13 protein-coding genes, 1 tRNA gene and 1 pseudogene are annotated in these 20532 nt (G+C 71.7%); 12 read left to right on the top strand and 3 right to left on the bottom strand.

Translation table 11 applies throughout. From position 1 onward, the window contains the following. Window positions 1-5 precede the first annotated feature (5 nt). The 11 genes and pseudogenes from ACNPQM_RS10570 (at window position 6) to ACNPQM_RS10520 (ending at window position 14384) form a co-directional block, all read left to right on the top strand. Entirely contained in the window at window positions 6-383 is a 378-nt protein-coding gene (locus tag ACNPQM_RS10570; RefSeq protein ID WP_418083806.1) for a hypothetical protein, read from the top strand. 159 nt (window positions 384-542) lie between these two features. Further along, the gene (locus tag ACNPQM_RS10565; RefSeq protein ID WP_418083805.1) at window positions 543-740 is read left to right on the top strand and encodes a hypothetical protein; all 198 of its coding nucleotides are present in this window, start codon (window positions 543-545) and stop codon (window positions 738-740) included. A gap of 335 nt (window positions 741-1075) precedes the next feature. Beyond that, entirely contained in the window at window positions 1076-3931 is a 2856-nt protein-coding gene (gene topA, locus ACNPQM_RS10560) for a type I DNA topoisomerase (protein WP_418083804.1), read from the top strand. 152 nt (window positions 3932-4083) lie between these two features. Further along, complete coding sequence (gene tmk, locus ACNPQM_RS10555) at window positions 4084-7206, top strand: dTMP kinase (protein ID WP_418083803.1); 3123 nt, start codon at window positions 4084-4086, stop codon at window positions 7204-7206. A 118-nt stretch (window positions 7207-7324) separates the two neighbouring features. Continuing rightward, the gene (locus ACNPQM_RS10550; RefSeq protein ID WP_358857123.1) at window positions 7325-8530 is read left to right on the top strand and encodes a DNA polymerase III subunit delta'; all 1206 of its coding nucleotides are present in this window, start codon (window positions 7325-7327) and stop codon (window positions 8528-8530) included. A gap of 88 nt (window positions 8531-8618) precedes the next feature. Next, a complete protein-coding gene (locus ACNPQM_RS10545; RefSeq protein ID WP_418083802.1) occupies window positions 8619-10148 on the top strand; it encodes an alpha/beta hydrolase in 1530 nt (509 codons plus the stop codon). A gap of 125 nt (window positions 10149-10273) precedes the next feature. Next, a tRNA-Thr gene (locus tag ACNPQM_RS10540) sits at window positions 10274-10347 on the top strand. Window positions 10348-11329: 982 nt separating this feature from the next. Further along, a pseudogene (locus tag ACNPQM_RS10535) lies at window positions 11330-12269 on the top strand (ABC transporter ATP-binding protein). Then, a complete protein-coding gene (locus ACNPQM_RS10530) occupies window positions 12266-13252 on the top strand; it encodes an ABC transporter permease (protein ID WP_418083801.1) in 987 nt (328 codons plus the stop codon). The pseudogene ACNPQM_RS10535 and the gene ACNPQM_RS10530 overlap by 4 nt, the downstream one beginning before the upstream one ends. Window positions 13253-13417: 165 nt before the next feature. Beyond that, entirely contained in the window at window positions 13418-13816 is a 399-nt protein-coding gene (locus ACNPQM_RS10525; RefSeq protein WP_418083855.1) for a GntR family transcriptional regulator, read from the top strand. 289 nt (window positions 13817-14105) lie between these two features. Then, window positions 14106-14384: a hypothetical protein gene (locus tag ACNPQM_RS10520; protein WP_358858803.1), complete on the top strand. Its 279-nt coding sequence runs from the start codon at window positions 14106-14108 to the stop codon at window positions 14382-14384. Between the two features lie 6 nt (window positions 14385-14390). Here the strand turns inward: ACNPQM_RS10520 and ACNPQM_RS10515 are convergent, their stop codons facing one another. The 3 genes from ACNPQM_RS10515 to ACNPQM_RS10505 all read right to left on the bottom strand — a co-directional run bounded on the left by ACNPQM_RS10515 (window position 14391) and on the right by ACNPQM_RS10505 (window position 19243). Continuing rightward, complete coding sequence (locus ACNPQM_RS10515; RefSeq protein ID WP_418083800.1) at window positions 14391-16085, bottom strand: bifunctional 3'-5' exonuclease/DNA polymerase; 1695 nt, start codon at window positions 16083-16085, stop codon at window positions 14391-14393. 228 nt (window positions 16086-16313) lie between these two features. After that, a complete protein-coding gene (locus ACNPQM_RS10510) occupies window positions 16314-18467 on the bottom strand; it encodes an FtsX-like permease family protein (RefSeq protein WP_418083799.1) in 2154 nt (717 codons plus the stop codon). Then, on the bottom strand, window positions 18461-19243 hold the full coding sequence (locus ACNPQM_RS10505; RefSeq protein ID WP_418083798.1) for an ABC transporter ATP-binding protein: 783 nt from the start codon (window positions 19241-19243) through the stop codon (window positions 18461-18463). The genes ACNPQM_RS10510 and ACNPQM_RS10505 overlap by 7 nt, the downstream gene beginning before the upstream one ends. 106 nt (window positions 19244-19349) lie before the next feature. Between ACNPQM_RS10505 and ACNPQM_RS10500 the strand changes: the two genes are divergently transcribed. Continuing rightward, complete coding sequence (locus ACNPQM_RS10500) at window positions 19350-20516, top strand: DUF2786 domain-containing protein (protein ID WP_418083797.1); 1167 nt, start codon at window positions 19350-19352, stop codon at window positions 20514-20516. Window positions 20517-20532 lie beyond the last annotated feature (16 nt).

Here is a 20532-nt window from a genome sequence, read left to right as displayed (position 1 = left end):
CGACCGTGCGACGCCCCGTCGAGGACTACCTGCTGGGCAACGCCGTTGTCGCCGCCTTCATTGCCTGTGTCCACGGCGGCGCGGCGGCCGGGGCCGGCGAGCGTCGCTGGGGCACGCTCGGCGCGGTGCTGCTGAGCCCTCGGCGCTGGGCTCCGCTCTGGTTCGGGCGGGCCCTGCTGTACGCACTGAACGGCCTCCTCATCAGTGTCTTCACGCTCACCGCCGCCAATCTTCTGCTGGGTCTGCGGATTCCGGTTGGGGCGCTGCCCGGCCTTGCCTGCGCCGAGCCGGCGACGGGGGCCGGATACGCGGTGCCCGTCGTGGTCCTGCCGGCGGTGTCCGGACGTGGCAGCCGGCGTCGCGCGACCTTCGACCTGATGTGATCCGGCCCACGAGCGCGGTCCGGGCGGAGCGCCCCCGTGGACCGCGGCCCTGGAGTTCACCCGGGGTTCGCACCGGTGTCGTCCCCGGGTGACAGCCTCCCCCTGACTCGACCCGGGCATCGGCCCCGGGCCGGGCGTGTCACGGAGAGGCGTACGGGCATGGAGAGCGGACCTGCGGTATTCGCCGGGACGGCGTTCGCGCTGTTCGGGACCGGGCTGCTGGTTTGGACGGGGGCGCGCGTCGCACACCACGCGCCGGTGGCGTACGGGGTGCGCCCCGTTGCCTCCGCCACACTCGCCACTCTGTTCGGCGTACTTTTCCTCGTCCTCGGCGTGGGGTGCTTCACGCGTATCTGATCCACGGCTGCCGCCTCGCCACCCACGTCCCGGGCCGTGTGATCACCCGGCCCGGGACGTGAACACGCCCGGCTGTCCCGCCACCGACCTCCGGCGGCCGCGGCACCGCCACGGTGCCGCGAAACCCGCAGGCAGCGACCGCGCGCGCCGCGTATCGGGCACTCCGGGCGGCAGGAATGGCGGAAGTCGGGTTACCGTTCGAGTGGCCGTTGCGGGCTTTTGCCGTTTGACACGGGGGCGGGTTGTACCGTCACACTCCGCAGCGACAGCACCGCCGGCAGCGTCATCGCGTTGCCCGGATGCCCACTGAGTGCCGACCGGAGAGAAGAGCGAAGTTGTCCCCGACCAGCGAGACCGCACAGGGCGGCCGCCGACTCGTCATCGTCGAGTCGCCTGCCAAGGCGAAGACGATCAAGGGCTACCTCGGCCCCGGATACGTCGTCGAGGCGAGCGTCGGGCACATCCGCGACCTGCCGAACGGTGCCGCAGAGGTTCCCGATGAGTACACCGGCGAGGTCCGTCGGCTCGGCGTCGACGTCGAGCATGACTTCCAGCCCATCTATGTCGTCAACGCGGACAAGAAGGCGCAGGTCAGGAAGCTCAAGCAGCTGCTGGCCGAGTCCGACGAACTCTTCCTCGCCACCGATGAGGACCGCGAGGGCGAAGCCATCGCGTGGCACCTGCAGGAAGTGCTGAAGCCCAAGGTCCCGGTCCACCGGATGGTCTTCCACGAGATCACCAAGGACGCGATCCAGGCCGCCGTCGCCAACCCGCGCGAGCTGAACCAGCGCATGGTCGACGCCCAGGAGACCCGCCGTATCCTCGACCGCCTCTACGGCTACGAGGTCTCGCCGGTCCTGTGGAAGAAGGTCATGCCGCGGCTCTCGGCAGGCCGGGTCCAGTCCGTCGCCACCCGACTCGTCGTCGAGCGGGAGCGCGAGCGCATCGCCTTCCGCTCCGCCGAGTACTGGGACCTGACCGGCACCTTTGCCACCGGCCGTACCGGTGACGCCTCCGACCCGTCGACGCTGACCGCCCGCCTCAGCGCGGTCGACGGCCGCCGGATCGCCCAGGGCCGCGACTTCGGTCCGGACGGACAGCTGAAGTCCGGGTCCGGCCAGGTGCTGCACCTGGACGAGACGAACGCCCGGGCCCTGGCCGCCGCGCTCGCCGACTCCGCGTTCGCCGTGCGGTCCGTCGAGTCGAAGCCGTACCGCCGTTCCCCGTACGCCCCGTTCCGTACGACGACCCTCCAGCAGGAGGCGAGCCGGAAGCTGGGCTTCGGGGCGAAGGCCACCATGCAGGTCGCACAGAAGCTGTACGAGAACGGCTTCATCACCTACATGCGTACCGACTCCACGACGCTCTCCGACACCGCGGTCTCCGCGGCGAGGGCGCAGGTCACGCAGTTGTACGGCGCCGACTACCTGCCGGACAAGCCGCGTACGTATGCCGGGAAGGTCAAGAACGCGCAGGAGGCGCACGAGGCGATCCGCCCCTCCGGCGACCGCTTCCGCACACCCGCCGAGACCGGTCTGACCGGCGACCAGTTCCGGCTCTACGAGCTGATCTGGAAGCGGACCGTCGCCTCCCAGATGAAGGACGCGGTCGGTAACTCGGTCACCGTGAAGATCGGCGGCCGGGCGAGCGACGGACGCGACACCGAGTTCTCCGCGTCCGGCAAGACGATCACCTTCCACGGCTTCATGAAGGCGTACGTCGAAGGCGCCGACGACCCGAACGCCGAGCTCGACGACCGTGAGCGCCGGCTGCCGCAGGTCGCCGAGGGCGACGCGCTGTCCGCCGACGAGATCTCGGTCGACGGCCACGCGACCAAGCCGCCGGCCCGTTACACCGAGGCCTCGCTGGTCAAGGAGCTGGAAGAGCGCGAGATCGGCCGCCCGTCGACGTACGCCTCGATCATCGGCACCATCCTCGACCGCGGCTACGTCTTCAAGAAGGGCACGGCGCTCGTCCCGTCCTTCCTCTCCTTCGCCGTGGTCAACCTGCTGGAGAAGCACTTCGGCCGGCTCGTCGACTACGACTTCACCGCGCGGATGGAGGACGACCTCGACCGCATCGCGCGGGGCGAGGCCCAGTCCGTGCCGTGGCTGAGGCGTTTCTACTTCGGCGAGGGCGACGACGCCGTCAGTGGCGCGGCCTCCGCCGCAGGCAACGGCGACGGCGACCACCTCGGCGGTCTCAAGGAGCTCGTCACCGACCTCGGCGCGATCGACGCCCGGGAGATTTCCTCCTTCCCCGTCGGCAACGACATCAAGCTCCGCGTCGGGCGGTACGGCCCGTACATCGAGCGCGGTGAGAAGGAGGCCGAGGGCCACCAGCGCGCGGACGTGCCGGAGGACCTGGCGCCCGACGAGCTGTCGGTCGAGTACGCGGAGGAGCTGTTGGCCAAGCCGAGCGGCGACTACGAGCTCGGCGCGGACCCGGTCACCGGCAACCAGATCATCGCGAAGGACGGCCGGTACGGTCCGTACGTCACCGAGGTGCTGCCCGAGGGCACCCCGAAGACCGGCAAGAGCGCGGTGAAGCCGCGGACCGCGTCGCTCTTCAAGTCGATGTCGCTGGACACGGTGACGCTGGCGGACGCGCTCAGGCTGATGTCGCTGCCGAGGGTCGTCGGCGAGGATGCCGAGGGCGTCGAGATCACCGCGCAGAACGGGCGTTACGGCCCGTACCTGAAGAAGGGCACGGACTCGCGTTCGCTGACGTCCGAGGACCAGCTCTTCGACATCACCCTCGAAGAGGCTCTCGCGATCTACGCCCAGCCCAAGCAGCGCGGGCGCGCCGCCGCCAAGCCGCCGCTGAAGGAACTGGGCACGGACCCGGTGAGCGGTGCTCCGGTCGTCGTCAAGGACGGGCGCTTCGGCGCGTACGTCACCGACGGCGAGACCAACGCGACGCTGCGGACCGGCGACAGTGTCGAGGACATCACGCCGGAGCGCGGCTACGAGCTCCTCGCGGAGAAGCGCGCCAAGGGCCCCGCCAAGAAGAAGACGGCGAAGAAGGCCCCGGCGAAGAAGGCGCCCGCGAAGAAGGCGACGACAGCCAAGAAGACGGCCGCGAAGAAGGCGACGGCCGCGAAGAAGACGACGGCCGCGAAGAAGACGACGGCGGCCAAGAAGACGGCCGCGGCCGCGAAGAAGGCGTCCGCGTCGCCCGTCGAGGACTGACCGCACCGGCGGTCAGCGCGTTCCCGCACGCCGGAGGGGCTGGACGTTCCAGCCCCTCCGGCGTGCGGGGGAGCACCTCCGTATCCCGCTCGGGCGCCCATATGTTCGGACGGGGCCGTCGCCGACCGTGCCTCTCCGGATAGGCTGGGCGGATGACGCGAGCCGAGCAGCCAACGGTCGTGAGCCCCACCTCCGACACACTTGCCGCAGACTCACGCGAGCGCGCCGTACGAGCCCTGTTGCGTGTTCCCCCGCTGAAGCGGTTGTGGAGCGCCCAGCTCGTCGGGAGTATCGGCGATGCGCTCGCCCTTCTCGTGCTGGTGTTGCTGTCGCTGCAAGCGGCGGTCCTTGAGGGCTCATTCGGATTCGGATACTGCGGGGCGGCCTTTGCCGTCGCCGCCGTGTTCGGTGCCCGAATCCTTGCCACGCTCCTCTTCGGAGCCGTCCTCCTGGGGCCGCTGACGACGCTCACCGGGGCCGGTGGACCGCTGGACCGACGGTGGCTGATGATCGGGGCGGACGGCCTGCGGCTCGGGCTGCTTGTCGTCGCACCGCTGTGGATCGACTGGATGCCCGACAGGGCGCTCATGATGATCCTCATCACCGTCTTCGTCACCGGCGCCGGCGAACGGCTGTGGACGGTCGCGAAGGAGAGCGCCGCCCCCGCGCTGCTGTCCTCCCCGCCCCCCGAGGGCGCCGTCGTACGCCCGCTGCCCGACCACCTCGACACCCTGCGCAGGCTCTCCCTCCGTACGGACTTCGCCGCCGTCCCCGCCGCCGCAGCCGTTCTGCTGATCGCCGCGCTGATCGGCAGTCTGCTGTCCTCGGGTCTTGAGTGGTTCTCCTTCCACCAGGCGGCGCTCGGCTCGTACGTCGCGGCCGGGCTGTTCTCCGCCTCGATCTCGGTCCTCTACTTCCTCGAACTCCCCGGTCTTCCGACGCCCCGCCCGCGCTCGCCCCTGGAGGGCCTGCGACGGCCGTCCACCGGCAGCGGCCCGGACAAGGGCCGCACCGGCGCCGTCCCGTTGCTCGTCGGCGCGTGCGCGGCCGTCGCCGGAGCGATCGCCGCCGCAGCCGCCGTCGCCGCACTGCACGCCTACGACCTCGGTGGCGGACCGGCCACGTTCGCGCTGCTGATCCTGGCTCTGACGGGCGCCACTGGCGCCGGTATCCGTACCGCGGAGAAGGTGCTGCCCACCCTGTCGCGACGCCGGATGCTCGCCCTCGCCACCGCTGTCACCGGGGTCGCGCTCCTTGCGATGGGTCTGGTGCCGGACACGACGACCGTGGTGCTCCTCGCGGTCCTCGCCGGTTACGCGGCAGGTGTCGCGGCCAACACCGGCCACACGCTCGTCGACCAGGAGACCGAGGAGTCCCGCCGGACCAGGACGACCGGGCACCTCCAGGCAGTCGTCCGGGTCCTGATCGCGCTCGGCGCGGTCGCGGGACCGCTGCTGGCCGCCGCGATCGGCACCCATCGGCTGCAGGCCGGAGACTTCGTCTTCGCGCACGGCGGCGCAGCGTTCGCCCTCATGCTCATCGGCGCCCTGCTGCTGCCGGTCGCCGCGATCGTCCTCGCGAAGACGGACGACCGTTCCGGAGTGCCGCTCCGCCGTGACCTGCGCGACGCCCTGCGCGGTGGTGAGCCGGCTGTCGCCCCCGCCGCCACCGGCTTCTTCCTCGTCCTGGAGGGCGGCGACGGGGCCGGCAAGTCCACCCAGGTCGCGGCGCTCGCCGAGTGGATCCGGGCCAAGGGCCACGAGGTCGTCGTCACCCGCGAGCCCGGCGCCACGCCGGTCGGCAAGCGGCTGCGCTCGATCCTGCTCGACGTGTCGTCGGCCGGGCTCTCGAACCGGGCCGAGGCACTGCTCTACGCCGCCGACCGCGCCGAGCACATCGACTCGGTCGTCCGTCCGGCCCTGGAGCGCGGCGCGATCGTCATCTCCGACCGCTACATCGACTCCTCCGTCGCCTACCAGGGCGCGGGCCGCGATCTCTCCCCGACCGAGATCGCCCGGATTTCGCGGTGGGCGACGAGCGGACTCGTACCGCATCTGACGGTGCTGCTCGACGTCGATCCGGAGACCGCACGGGAACGGTTCACCGAGGCGCCCGACCGGCTGGAGTCCGAGCCGCCCGAGTTCCACGCCCGGGTACGGTCCGGCTTCCTCACGCTGGCCGCCGCGGACCCGGCCCGCTACCTGGTGGTGGACGCCGGCCAGGAACCGGAATCGATCACCACCGTCGTACGCCACCGGCTCGACCAGCTCCTGCCGCTCTCCGAGGCCGAGATCAAGGCCCAGGAGGAGGCACGCAAGGCGGCCGAGGAAGAGGCCAGGCGGAAGGCCGAGGAAGAAGCGGCGCGCAAGGCGGAGGAGGAGCGGCTGGAGCGCGAGCGCCAGGAGCAGCTCGCCAAGCTCCGCGCCGAGGAGGAGGAGCGCAAGCGCCGCGAGCTGGAGGAGGCGCGGCAGCGCGAGGCCGAGCGGCAGGCGGAGGAGGCCCGCCGGCAGGCCGAGGAAGCCCGTCGGGTCGCCGAGGAGGAGCGGGCCCGGCGCGAGGCCGAGGAGCAGGCGTACGAGGCCGAGCAGGAGCGGCTGCGCCGGCAGGCCCAGGAGGAGGCCCGGCTGCGCAAGGAGGCCGAGGCGCGGCGGCTGGAGAAGCAGCGCAAGGCGGAGGAGGCACTGCTGCGGGCCGAGGCTGCCCGGCGGCAGGCCGAGGCTGAGGCGGCCGCGGCTGAGGCGGCCGCCCGCGCGGAGGCGGCCGCGTCCGCTTCCGTCCCGGACAACGAGCTGACGGTGCCGACGCCGCTCGTCAACCCGAACGAGGTGACGCAGCCGGTGCCGTCACCGGTCGACACGCCTTCGGACCAGGCCGAGACCACGATGATCCCGAGGATCAGCGATACGTCCGAGCCGCCTGCGGCACGGGACGCCACGGGCTCCGCGGACGAGACGGCGGTACTCCCGCCGGTACGTGACGAGCACCCGGCGGACCGCGTTCCGCGGGGCATCTTCCGCGACGAGCGCCCGGCGGACGCCGTATCGGAGGGTGAGAACGAGCGCACCCGGGAGCTGCCGCAGATCAGTGATCCGCATGCCGTCCCGGAGGCAGCCGAGGAGCGGCGTCCGGGCCGGGGCCGCCGCCGTCGCCCGGAGTGGGCCGAGGACACCCCGCTGGACGATCTGCCGACCCTGGCCGACGAGCTGCTCGGCGACCACGACCGGGACGACGAGGGTCATGGCACTTCCGGACGGGGCCGCCGCCCGCGCCGCTGAGGGCGGCCGCGGCGGGTGGCCCGGGGGTGAGCGGCGGACCGGATCGCCGGGAATGTCAGACCCTTCCGCCACAATGGGAAGCCGGAGCCGTAGACCACCACCGGAAGGGCGGTGACCGATGACCGTATGGGACGACCTGGTCGGCCAGGACCGGGTGCAGGAACAGCTCGGCGCCGCCGCCCGGGACGCCGATGAGCTGGTCACCGCCGTCTCCGCGGGGGGGCAGGTGCCGCCGGGGTCGAAGATGACCCACGCCTGGCTGTTCACCGGACCACCGGGTTCCGGGCGGTCCACCGCTGCCCGCGCCTTCGCCGCCGCTCTCCAGTGCACCAGCCCGGACCGCGCGCTGGGCGGCGCACCGGGGTGCGGTTTCTGCGACGGCTGCCACACCAGCCTCATCGGGACGCATGCCGACGTGGAGGTGGTCCGTACGGACCTGCTCTCCATCGGTGTGAAGGAGACCCGTGAACTGGTCCGCCGCGCCCAGCTGTCCCCGGCCGTGGGCCGCTGGCAGGTGATCATCCTGGAGGACGCCGACCGCCTCACCGAGGGCGCGGGAAACGTGCTGCTGAAGGCGGTCGAGGAGCCCGCGCCCCGCACGGTGTGGCTGCTCTGCGCGCCCTCGCTCGAAGATGTGCTGCCCACCATCCGGTCCCGCTGCCGTCACCTCACCCTGCGCACGCCCCCCGTCGACGCCGTTGCCGATGTGCTGATCCGGCGTGACGGAATCGAACCGGAGCGGGCCGCGGCAGCGGCTCGCGCCACTCAGGGGCACATCGGCCGGGCTCGCCGCCTGGCCACCGACGAGAAGGCCCGCGCGCGCCGCGCTGCCGTGCTCAAGCTTCCGCTCCGGGTGGAGGACATCGGCGGTTGTCTCAAGGCTGCCCAGGAGCTGATCGACACCGCCACGGAGGACGCGAAGCAGGTTTCCGAGGAGGTGGACGCCAAGGAGACGGAAGACATGAAGGCCGCACTCGGCGCGGCTGCCGGAGGCCGGATGCCGCGCGGCACGGCAGGGGTGATGAAAGAGCTGGAGGACAAGCAGAAGCGCCGCAAGACCCGTACCCAGCGCGACAGCCTCGACCTCGCCCTCACCGACCTCACCGGCTTCTACCGCGACGTACTGGCGCTGCAGCTGGGCTCGCAGATCGCCCTCGCCAATGTCGACGTACGGGACGCACTTGACCGCATCGCCCGGTCCTCGACGCCCGAGCGCACCCTGCGCCGGATAGAGGCGGTGATCGCCTGCCGCCGGGCGCTGGACCGCAATGTGGCGCCACTGCTCGCAGTGGAGGCGATGACGATGGCTCTGCGCGCCGGCTGAACCGCCCGAAGGCCTCGCCGCGCACCGCCGATTCATCCGAATGGGTAACGAAACGGACCAGTCACCCCGTGAGGGCTACGCTCCGGGCATGGATACCAGGCGTCTGCTCCGTACCTTCGCCACCGTGCTCGGCGCGACCGGCCTACTCGTCTCCGGCTGCAGCAAGGGCAGTTCGACGACGAGCCCGTCGCGCCCGACGTCCGCTGTACCCGCGGCGCTCCAGCCGTACTACGCGCAGCATCTGAACTGGCGGGACTGCGGCGTCTCCGGTTTCCAGTGCGCCACGATGAAGGCGCCGCGCGACTACCGGAAGCCGGACGGAGGCGACATCAAGCTGGCCGTCTCCCGGAAGAAGGCCACCGGTCCGGGCAAGCGGATCGGCTCCTTGCTGGTGAACCCGGGTGGCCCCGGCGGCTCGGCCATCGGTTACCTCCAGAACTACGCGGCTCTCGGCTACCCCGCCGCGGTCCGCGCCCGCTACGACATGGTCGCCATCGACCCGCGCGGCGTCGCCCGCAGCGAGCCCGTCGAATGCCTCACCGGCCCGCAGATGGACGCGTACACCCAGGTCGACCAGACCCCCGACGACCGTGCCGAGGTCACGGAGCTGGGAACCGCCTTCGACAGGTTCGCAGACGGCTGTGAGCAGCGCTCCGGCACGATCCTTCCGCATGTCTCCACCGCCGAGACAGCCCGCGACATGGACATCCTGCGGGCCCTGCTCGGCGACGAGAAGCTGACGTACCTGGGGGCGTCGTACGGCACCTTCCTCGGTGCGACGTACGCCGAACTCTTCCCCGGCCGGACCGGCCGCCTCGTCCTCGACGGTGCGATGGACCCGTCGCTTTCGTCGCTGGAGATGAACCGCGACCAGACGGCGGGCTTCGAGGTCGCGTTCCAGGCCTTCGCAGCGGACTGCGTGAAGAGGTCGGACTGTCCGCTCGGCACCACCTCGACCGCGGACGCCGCGGCCCGGCTGAAGCAGCTCTTCGCCGACCTCGACGCCAAGCCCGTTCCGGCCGGCAACTCCCGCCGGCTCGGTGAGTCCCTCGCCACCACCGGTGTCATCGCCGCCATGTACGACGAGGGGACCTGGCCCCAGCTCCGCAGCGCCCTGGCCGGCGTCCGGGCGGGCGACGGGTCCGGCCTGCTCGCCCTGTCCGACAGCTACTACGAGCGCAAGCCGAACGGCACGTACGCCAACCTGATGTTCGCCAACGCCGCGGTGAACTGCCTGGACGCGCCCCCGGCCTTCACCGGCCCGGACGCCGTCGAGCGGGCCCTCCCCAGCTTCGAGAAGGCCTCCCCGGTCTTCGGCAAGCCCTTCGCCTGGGCTGCGCTGAACTGCGCCCACTGGCCCGCCGCACCCACCGGCACCCCGCACCGCATCACGGCGAAGGGCGCGCCCCCGATCGTCGTGGTCGGTACCACCCGTGACCCGGCGACCCCGTACAAGTGGGCCCAGTCCCTCGCTGCCCAGCTCTCCTCGGGCAGGCTCCTCACCTACGAGGGCGACGGTCACACCGCGTACGGCCGCGGCAGCCGCTGCATCGACGCGGCGATCAACACGTACCTCCTGGACGGCACCCCGCCGGCCGACGGCACGAAGTGCTCCTGACCGCCCGCGGCTCCCTCTACCCCCTGACCTGCGCATTCGGCTCCGGAGGCGGGTGGTGCGGAGCACCCTCCGAAACTGTGTAAACTTAGCGACGCTGCTGCTCGCACCATAGTGCGACAGGGCGTGCCGCCTTAGCTCAGTTGGCCAGAGCAACGCACTCGTAATGCGTAGGTCTCGGGTTCGAATCCCGAAGGCGGCTCTGTAGAAGCCCCAGGACTCACTCGCCGTGGCCTGGGGCTTTTGCGTGTCTTGGGGCACGGTTGCGGTCGGTGTTCCGCCTCTGGGCGTGCCGCCGGATCCGAGGGTCCTGTTTCCTGTACTCCGTTGCCGCTGGGATGTGCCGGTGTGGACCGGTCGTGCCTGCCTTCACCTCGCGGCAGCGTCCGGGCCGCTCCATCCGAGGCGTTTTTTTCCGCTTCTTCTCTTGACTACGGACAAATAAGGAGGAAGCTAGCTAATACACCAGCCAACCGGTGAGAGGCCACACCGCCGGTGGAGACGTCCATCGACCCGAGTGACACCCATCTCGGCAACTGGCTAGGCTCCCGGAAGAGCAACATATCGACAACGGAGTCGTCGGCGACGACTGACGGTTGCGGGTCGATATGGAGCACCGGGAGCCACCGTATGTGCGGCCCCGGTCTGTAGGCGACGAAACGCTGCGTGATGTCCTGCAACCAGCTGGTCGGCTGATCTCCGGCGGCGTGCCCGTGGCCCTGTGCGCGCCCGCGGCCCCATGTTCGAATCCCGGAGACGGCTCAGGAAACCCCAGGTCACTCACCGTGACCTGGGGTTCTTCCTTGTCCGGGCGAGGAGGTGTCATCTGTGCGCGGCGCCCGCCACCCTCTCGTGCCGCGACCTGTGGTGGATCCCGAATGGTTCGTACGGCTCCCGCATGGCCGGAGGCGCCCACGGGCGGCGCTTCTTCGTCCCGTCGGGGCTCGACCGCGTCGCGCGTTTCGGCTGCCGGGCCATGTCGCCTTCGCCCCCTTGGCGCCGCTGGTCCAGACACGTTCCTCGAGATCGGTACCCGCCTCGGGGCCGGGTCCGAGGCGTCCGTGGCCGCGGGAGCGCGCGGAGCCGGGCGCGGGGTCCGGCCCGGCGGTGTTTGACAGTCGCGAGCGACCAACACCATGATTCCACTAGGTGACTAATTGAATCTGAGGGAGGGTGTGCCCGACATGACCACTCCGGACACCGCCGGGAGCCCGTGGGCCCTCGAGGCGCATGGGCTGGGGAAGAAGTACCGGCGCGGATGGGCACTTCAGGACTGTTCGTTCAGGCTGCCCGCCGGGCGGATCTGCGGACTGGTGGGGCCCAACGGGGCCGGAAAGAGCACCCTGTTGGGCATCGCGACCCGGCTGGTGGAGGGCGCGACGGGCGAACTGTGCATGTTCGGGGTGCCGGTGGCCTCTCCCGGCGTCATGCCGCGATACGCCTTCCTCGGCCAGGAGAAGGCGTTGTTCAAGCGCTTCACCGTCGCCGAGACGCTCAGGATGGGGCAGGAGCTCAACCCGCGCTGGGACCAGGCGGCGGCCGAGCGGATCGTGCGGGCCGGCGATGTTCCGCTGCATGCCCGGATCGGCACCCTGTCCGGGGGGGCAGCGCACCCGGGTGGCTTTCGCGCTCGCCTTCGGCAAGCGGCCCGACCTGCTGCTGCTGGACGAGCCGATGGCCGATCTCGATCCGCTCGCCCGGGACGAGATGAGCGCGTTGCTGATGGCCGAGGCCGCCGAGCGCGGCACGAGCGTACTGATGTCGTCCCACATGCTCACCGAAGTGGAGGACATGTGCGACTACTTGCTGGTCATCTCCGGCGGGCGGGTCCGGATGGCCGGTGAGACCGATGAGCTGATGGCGCGCCACAAGCTGGTCACCGGAGCGGTGGGGAAATCCGGGGAGCTGCCCGCCGGGCTGGCACTTCACACCGTGGTCGAGACCCGTACGACGGGCCGCCAGTTCAACGCCCTGATACGGACCGAGGGTCCCGTGCACGGCGACTGGCGGTCGATTGAACCCAGTCTGGAAGAGATCTTGCTTGCCTATCTCCGTTCGCCCGAAGCGCCGCCGTTGCTCACCCCCACCGCCCAGCCGGACCGGCGAGCGGAGCGTGCGGCATGAGCACTCTCACCCGCACCCCGGCCGGTACCACCGACAGCAGGAGGGGTCCACTGCGGCTGCGCGGACTGGCCTGGCTGATGTTGCGTCAACATCGCGTCATGCTGCTGATGGTGACAGCGTTCACCGTTCTGGGCGCCGTCTGGCTCGTCTACCAGCGCGCGGCCTCGCTGGACGCCCTGCGCGGCGCCGGCTGGCCGGGCAGGTCTGCCGACAAGGTCGACAGCGGCGTGGTCCTGGCGATCCACTCGAAGCTTGAGAAGACCGTGCCCATTCTGAGTGCGCTGCCCGTCGTCCTCGGGGTCTTCTGCGGCGCCCCGTTGATCGCCTCCGACCAGGAGCAGGGCACGGCGCAGCTGGCCACCACGCAGTCCGTGCCGCGCAAGCAGTGGCTGAACTACAAGCTGGGCACCGCTCTGGTTCTGGTTCTGCTGCCCACGATCGTCCTCGGCTCCCTGTTCACGTGGTGGTGGCGGGCGGTCCGTGTGTTCGGCGAGGGGGACTGGATGCAGGGCACGGTGTTCGACAACACCGGGCCGATGCTCGCCGCGCTCACCCTGTTCACCGCCGTCGGCGGCATCGCGATCGGACTGATCGCACGCCGGGTGCTGGCCGCCATGGTCGGCACGTTCCTCTTCGCCGTCATGACGCAGGTCGCCTGGTCGTTCGTCCGGGGCAAGCTGGCCACCCCGCGCCGGATCTCCTACCCGATCGGCGCCGACTTCCCGGCGAAGCTCTCGGACGCGGTCCAGGTGGACAACTGGGTCAGCACCGCCTCCGGGGAACTCTTCGGCTACGGCACCTGTGTCCAGGAGGAGAAGTACGAGGCATGCCTCGCCGACAAGGGCATCGTCAACGCCACGGTCGAGTACTTCGGCTATGACCAGATGCCGGCCATGCAGTGGACCGGGGCCGGAATCCTGGCAGGTCTCAGCGTGCTGCTGATCGCCTTCATCGTGGTCCGGGTGGGCCGACGTCCGCTGTGAACCGCGAGGCAGAGAGCATGCCGGGCCTGCTCCCGGCACCGGTTCGCGGACCGTCGTCCGTACCGGGCGGCGGCATAGGCTGGAAGGGCGCCGCACGCGGAGGACACCGTCCGCCGCGGTGCGGGAGGACAGGGACGGCAGGAAGGGGGGAGCGAAGTGAACGAAGTGAACGAAGTGATGGTGTTCCGGATTGATCGCCGCTGCGGCATCCCCACCTATCTGCAGATCGTCCGGCAGGTCGAACAGGCCTTGCGCATGGGCGTGTTGGCCGTGGGTGACCGCTTGCCCACCGCGGCACAGGTGGCCGCGGCCACCAAAGTGAACCCGAACACCACGCTGAAGGCGTACCGGGAACTGGAACGGGCCGGTCTCGTCGAGGTCCGACAGGGTGCGGGGACGTTCATCACGTACTCCCTGGCCGAGCCCCGGACCAGCCCCGATTCCCCGCTGCGTGCCGGGCTCACGGACTGGATGCGCCAGGCGCACGAGGACGGGATGAGCGGTGAGGACGTCCGCAGTCTGATCACCGCGGTCTTCGAGGAGACATTCGCGCGACCGCTGTAGGACGAGAAGGGCCTGCTGCAGCCTTCAGAGGAGCTTCGGCAACGTCGCGAGCACGGTGCGCGACACCACCCTGCCCCATGGGCGCCGGGTGGTGTCGCTGCGTTGGTGTGTGCCCTGCGCTGCGGAACCCCTGGGCCGGCACTGCTGCGTGGGCGCGCCCAGGTTCGGGCCGGAAAGGAAACGTTCCTGGTCCGGGCCCCTTTCCCCGTCCGGTCGGCGACCTGTGCGGACGGCTCGCGGAGTAGCCTGGAGAAGTCTCGGCCTGCGCGCGCGAAGGGGGCCGTCTCTCATGGACAGCTTGATCACTGCGGCGGTCGTCCTGGCGATGATCGCGCTGACGGCATACGTCATCCATCTGCTCAATTCCCGGCACCGGCACCGGCATCTGCGGGCCGTGCACTACGACCACGGGCTGGCCGGGTTCGGTGGGTTCGGAGGGCCTGGTGCGGGTACAGGGCGCGTCGTTCCGCCCGCGGAGACGGTGCAGCCCACACAGCGGACACAGCCCACGCAGCCCGTACGGAAGGGCGAGCCCGGGACGGAGGCGGCCGAACGCCCCGACGGGTGAGCTCTGTTACTTGGCGTCGGAGTAGCGTTCCACGATCGCCGTCGTAAAAGGGAAGCGCACCGGCGTCCTGCCGAAGGCGGTCCGCCCTGCCAGGTCACCGGCGGCCCGGATCGCCTTCACGACTGCCTCGGCCTCCTCTTCGGGGCAGTGCACCACCACCTCGTCGTGCTGGAAGAAGACCAGTTCGGCCCGGAGACCGGCGACAGTCAGGGACCGACGCAGTGCGGCCAGCAACAGCAGCGCCCAGTCGGCGGCGCTGCCCTGCACCACGAAGTTACGGGTGAAGCGGCCGCGCGCCCGGGCGTTCGACGAGGCGTAGCCCGGCGTGAACTCGCCCTCCCCGGACGGCTGCTCGTCGCTCTCCTGCGGGATACCGGCCTCGTCGTCGTCCCCGCTCCCGGCCGCCGGCGGACTGGTCCGGCCCAGCCAGGTCCGTACGAGACGGCCCTCCTCGCCCGCCTTCGCCGCGTCGTCGACATACGCCACGGCAAGCGGGAAGCGTCGTCGCAGCGCCGCGAGGTTCTTCAGGCCGTCGCCCGAGGTCTGGCCGTAGATCGCTCCCAGCAGCGCCAGCTTGGCGTGGTCGCGGTCGCCGTGGAAGGCGCGGTCCGACAGCGCTGTGTAGAGGTCGCCGTCATGGCCCGCGACCTCCATCAGGCCGGGGTCGCGGGAGATCGCGGCCAGCACCCTCGGCTCCATCTGGTCGGCGTCGGCGACGACCAGCCGCCAGCCCTCGTCGGCGACGACCGCCTGCCGTATCACCTTGGGGATCTGCAGCGCCCCGCCACCGTTGGTGGTCCAGCGGCCGCTGACGGTGCCGCCCGGCTGGTACTCGGGGCGGAACCTGCCGTCCCGCACCCAGTCCTGGAGCCAGCTCCAGCCGTGCGCCGTCCAGATCCGGTACAGCTTCTTGTACTCGATCAGCGGCTCCACGGCCGGATGGTCCAGTCCCTGAAGCTCCCAGCGGCGAGTCGACTTCACCTTGATCCCGGCCTGCGCGAACGCCCTGACCACATCTGCGGGAAGGTCCGGGCGGACCCGACGGCCGAACGCCGTGGACACCTCTTCGGCCAGCTCGGCCAGTCGGCGGGGTTCGCCGCCGCCGGCGTACCGCTCGCCCAGCAGGTCGTGCAGGAGCTCCCGGTGCACGTCGGCCCGCCAGGGCAGGCCGGCCCGGTTCATCTCGGCGGCGACCAGCATGCCGGCCGACTCGGCGGCCGTCAGCAGCCGCATGCGGCCGGGGTGGGTGGTGGCGTCGTGGCGGCGGAGCTGCTCCGCGTACACCTGGAGAAGCGCCTCGAAAGGGATGTCCGTGCCGGACTGCGGCTCGAAGAGTGACGACTGCGAGCCGGGCTCCGCGGCGCGGGAGGGGGGATCGGGGGGTACGGGGGCGTTACGGAGGCGGGCGTGGGCGGCCGCGGCGGAGCGGGGTTCGCCGAGCCGGCCCTCGTGTGCGAGGAGGAGGGACTCGGCTGCCTCGATGTCGTAGCAGCGGTCGATCCGTACGCCCGCGGCGAGCAGGCGGGGGTAGATCTCGGCGGTCGACCGCCAGACCCAGCGGATGACGTCCGGGCGGGAACGGACCGCCTCCACGAGGTCGGGTTCGGTCAGGACCGGGGCGGCGGGAAGGCCGTCGGCAGTCAGGGGGGCGAGGCGGGCGCCGCCGGTCTCCGTGGTGGCCAGAGCCCAGCGTGCGGTCATGTCTGTGAGTCTGGCAGGTGGGACTGACAGTGGGGCGCGGCCGGCGTGGGGGTCCGGTGGCCGGGTTCGTCCACAGCCGTGAGGATCGACGCCGGACCTCCGGGCCGCGGGTGGGTACCCAGGAGCCGTGCACGGGGGAAGCGATCTCTTCGAGGAGTTCGGTGGGCCCGGGGTTCTGTGCCTCGTGCAGGTCGATGAGCCGCACCGGAGCCCCGGCCAGGCGGGCAGTCACAGCCCGCGCTGCCCCGCGCTCCGGTGCCGTACAGCCCGCGGGAGCATCGCCGCCGCCACCGCCACCACCGCGCACACCCCGGCCGCACCCCCTACCACCGGCCACTCCACCGACACCGTCACCGGTGCGGACAACGCGGCGAGTGCGGCGCCGAGTCCTGCCAGGTTCACCGCGGTCACGGCCATGCCGAGCGCCGTCCCCAGCGCCACCGCGAGCAGCGTCTCCCCGGCGACGATCCCGAGGACCTGGGTGCGGGTCGCCCCGGCCAGCCGCAGTGCGCCCAGCTCCGCGGACCGTACGGATCCCGCCATCAGCAGCGTGTTGGCGAGCGCGATCGCCGTGTAGACAAGGGCGATGCCCAGCACCACCAGCAGACCGAGCCGCGTCTGCGGGCTCGTGCGGGGATGCGTCGCGGCCAGCCACTGCTGCGTCGAGCGCACCGTGCCACCGGTGCCGTGCAGTGCGGCGACGACCGCCGCCCTGTCCGCGCCGGGAGCGAGGCGTACGTCGATGCGGTCCACCGGAGCCGTCGGTGCGTTCGCCGCCGTCACGTACGCGCCGTTGTTCCCCGTACCGATCGCCAGCACCGCCGCGATCCGCAGCGACACCGGGCGGCCGTCGCCGAGCCATACCCGTACCGTCGCGCCCACCGTGTGCTGCTCCCACTCCTCGTTCACGACGATCGAACGGTCGTCGAGGTCACGCACGTCGCCCGCCACCACCGGCAGCCGCTCGACGGCCGCGAGCGTCTTCGCGTCGTCGACGGCCCGCGCCTCCGTCTCGATGAGCGCGGTGCCCCCCTCCCGTACGAAGACCGCGGTCGACGCGGACGCGGACAGCGTCGCCCCCGGGATCCGCCGTACCGCGAGGTCCGCGCCCGTCACGACCAGATCGGCCCGGGTGTGCTCGCGCGCCTCGGCGGCCTTCGCCCGCGCCACTGTCATGGCGGAACCCGGCACCGAGCCGGCCAGCGCCACTGCGATCAGTACGGGAGCGGCCACCGCGGCCGTACGGCGCAGGGCCGCCGCCGCATTGGCCCGTACGAGCATTCCGGTCGCCCCGGGAAGCCGGAGCAGCCGGGTCGACGGGCGTACGAGCAGCGGCGCGAGCAGGGCGACACCGGTGATCAGCACCATCGGCTGTGTCATGTACGTCTTCCGCTTCAACAGCCCGGACGGGTCTGTGACCAGCGACTTCGTCATCAGGAACACGGCCCCCGCGAGCAGCGCGAAGCCCAGCAGCCGACGCACGGGCGGCAGCACGCCCGCATCGATGTCGGCCTCGCGCAGCGCCTCGGCCGGACTGGTCCTGCCCGCCCGTCGCGACGCCGCCCAGACGCCGGTCAGTGCCACGGTCAGACCGGTCCAGAACGCCGCGTGGAGCGGCCAGGCCGTCCGGCGGATGGTGAACCAGGAGGGCGCCGTCCCGCCGTCCACCAGCAGCCGGGCGAGGTGCGGTGCGCCCCAGTCGCCCAGTGCGCATCCGGCCGCCGAGGCGAGGGTGCCGACCACGGCCGCCTCCACCAGCAGCAGTCGCCGCAGCTGGCCGGGGGTGGCGCCCGCCGTGCGCAGCAGACCGAACTCCCGTCGGCGCAGCGCCACCGCGAAGGCGAACGTCGACGCGACGACGAAGACCGAGACGAACGCGGTGACGGAGCCCGCCGTGCCGAGCAGAGCGTTCACGGCCGGCAGCGCCCCGGCGTCCCGCTCGGTCACCGGGTAGGCGCGGCGGCGCTCGTCGCCGGTGAGGACCTCCGCGCGGTCGCCCACGACGCGGCGGACCTCGGCGACGGGAGCGTCCACGCCCACGGCGTCCGGGCCGCCGCCGGCGTCCTGTCCGTCGCGGGTCACCGGGCCGAGCGCTGACAGGTCGCGCAGAAGTTTGATATCCACAGGGTGTGGATGAGCGAGTCTCCTCGTGACATGGGCGGTGGACGGTCCGCGCCGCACCCGCACGGTCAGCGTGTCGATGCCCTTCACCACCACGGGCGACGCGGCGAATCGCTGCGGCTTGCGGTCCGGGGCGTCGAAGGTCGAGGCGAGTCCCAGCCCCATGGTCGCGATCAGCCCCACGCCGAGCGCGAGCGCGACGAAGGTGCCGATGAGAGTGGTCCAGCGGGTCCGCAGCGCGGCCAGGGCGACGGTCAGCACGATGCCGCCTCCGCGCGATCCCTGACCGCGGCGTCCGTGCGGGCCGCGCTCACGCGCGCTGCGGTCATCCAGGCCGCGATCCGTTCCACGGAGAGTCCGGTCAGGTCGTCCGCGATGCGCCCGTCGACCAGGAAGACCACCCGGTCCGCGTACGCCGCCGCCACCGGATCATGCGTGACCATCACGATGGTCTGTCCCTCCCGGTCCACCAGTTCCCGCAGCATCACCAGCACCTCCTGGCTCGTCGCGGTGTCCAGTGCGCCGGTCGGTTCGTCCCCGAAGAGCACCGCGGGCCGGGTGATCAGGGCCCGCGCCAGTGCCACCCGTTGCTGCTGGCCGCCGGAGAGCTCGGTGGGCCGGTGGTCCGCCCGGTCGGCGAGTCCGACCCGGGCGAGCGAGGCGCGCACGTCGGTACGGGACGGGCGGCGGCCCGCGAGCCGCAGGGGCAGCGCCACGTTCTGGGCGGCGGTCAGCGAGGGGACCAGATTGAACGCCTGGAAGACGAAACCGATCCGGTCCCGGCGCAGCAGTGTCAGCCGGCGCTCGCTGAGACCGGTCAGCGCCGTCCCGCCTACCTCGACCGTGCCGGACGTCGGCCGGTCGAGCCCGGCTGCGCAGTGCAGGAGCGTCGACTTGCCGGAGCCGGAGGGGCCCATGACGGCGGTGAAGGTGCCGGGGCGGACGGTGAGGTCGACGCCGCCGAGGGCGTCGAGGTTCCCGTACGAGCGTCGTACGGAGCGGAGCCGTACCGCGTCGGCGGCAGCAGTGGAGGTCATGTCTTCGATCGAACCGCGTGCGGAACCTTCGGACACGACCACCAGAACCCGTCTCCGGGGTAGGGCCAGGCCTACCCCGCCGCGCCGCCCTGCCTACCCTGACCTCATGGAACCGGTGATCGACCAGGCATTCTCGGCAGCCCTCTACTCGGACGGCGACGCCGGTCTCGACACCGGTGCCTCCCTCCTCGCCGCCGATCCGGCCGCCGACGCGGAACTGGTCCGGCGCGGAGAGGAATTCGTCCGCCGTGCCTGGGAGCGTGGCTGGCAGCCCGCCGATGTCGTACGGATCGTCCGCCGCGAACTCGACGAGACGGGTGCCGGGCTCGCCGCCGGCCTGATCACCGCGGAGACCGGCCGGTACGAGCAGCTGCCGCCACGCTGGCGGTCCCAGCTGGCCGAGCTGCCCGCGCCGCCGCCGCGGAACCGGCCCGACCGGTTCTCGTACGCCTCCGCCCTCCTCGGTCTCTACCGGCTGCTGCTCCGGCTCCCCTCGATCGAGCCGGTCGGCCCGCCGCCCGGCGCCTCCGGCCGCCTGCTCGATCTGCCGCCCGCGCACGACGAACCCCGCATGCTGACCCGGATCCGCGCGCTGCTCGCGAAGGCGGAGGCGACCGGGTTCCCGGAGGAGGCGGAGGCCCTCACCACCAAGGCGCAGGAGCTGATGGCCCGGCACTCCATCGACGAGGCCCTCCTCGCCGCCCGCACGCACAGCAAGGCGGCGCCGGGCGCCTGCCGGATCGGGGTCGATGCCCCGTACGAGACGGCGAAGGCGATCCTGCTCGACGCCGTCGCCTCCGCGAACCGCTGCCGTGCCGTGTGGAACAGCGAGCTCGGCTTCTCGACGGTCGTCGGCTTCGAGCCGGACCTGGAGGCCGTGGAACTGCTGTACACCTCCCTGCTGGTCCAGGGCACGGCGGCGATGGCGAAGGCCGAGGCGGGCCAGCGGGCCGGAGGGCGCAAGCGGACCAAGACGTTCCGTCAGTCCTTCCTGATGGCGTACGTCCAGCGGCTGGGCGCGCGCCTGGCGTCCGACACCGCCCGGGTGACAGCGGCCTCGGCCTCGGAGGGGGCCGCCGCCGACGACGATCTGCTGCCGGTCCTGGCGGCGAGGGACGTGGCGGTCACGGACGCCGCGGACCGGATGTTCCCTCGGACGACCAGCACCCGGGTGCGCGGAGTGACGGACGGCGACGGCTGGGCGCACGGCACGGCCGCCGCCGACCGGGCCCGGATGGGCGAGCAGCGGCCGGGCATCGACGGTTCCCGGTAGCGGCGCGTACGCGAGC

This window comes from Streptomyces sp. NPDC056231 (assembly GCF_048270745.1).
GTDB lineage: Bacteria > Actinomycetota > Actinomycetes > Streptomycetales > Streptomycetaceae > Streptomyces.
Note: the sequence above shows the minus strand (reverse complement) of the source record. Positions and strands in the feature narration are given on the sequence as shown.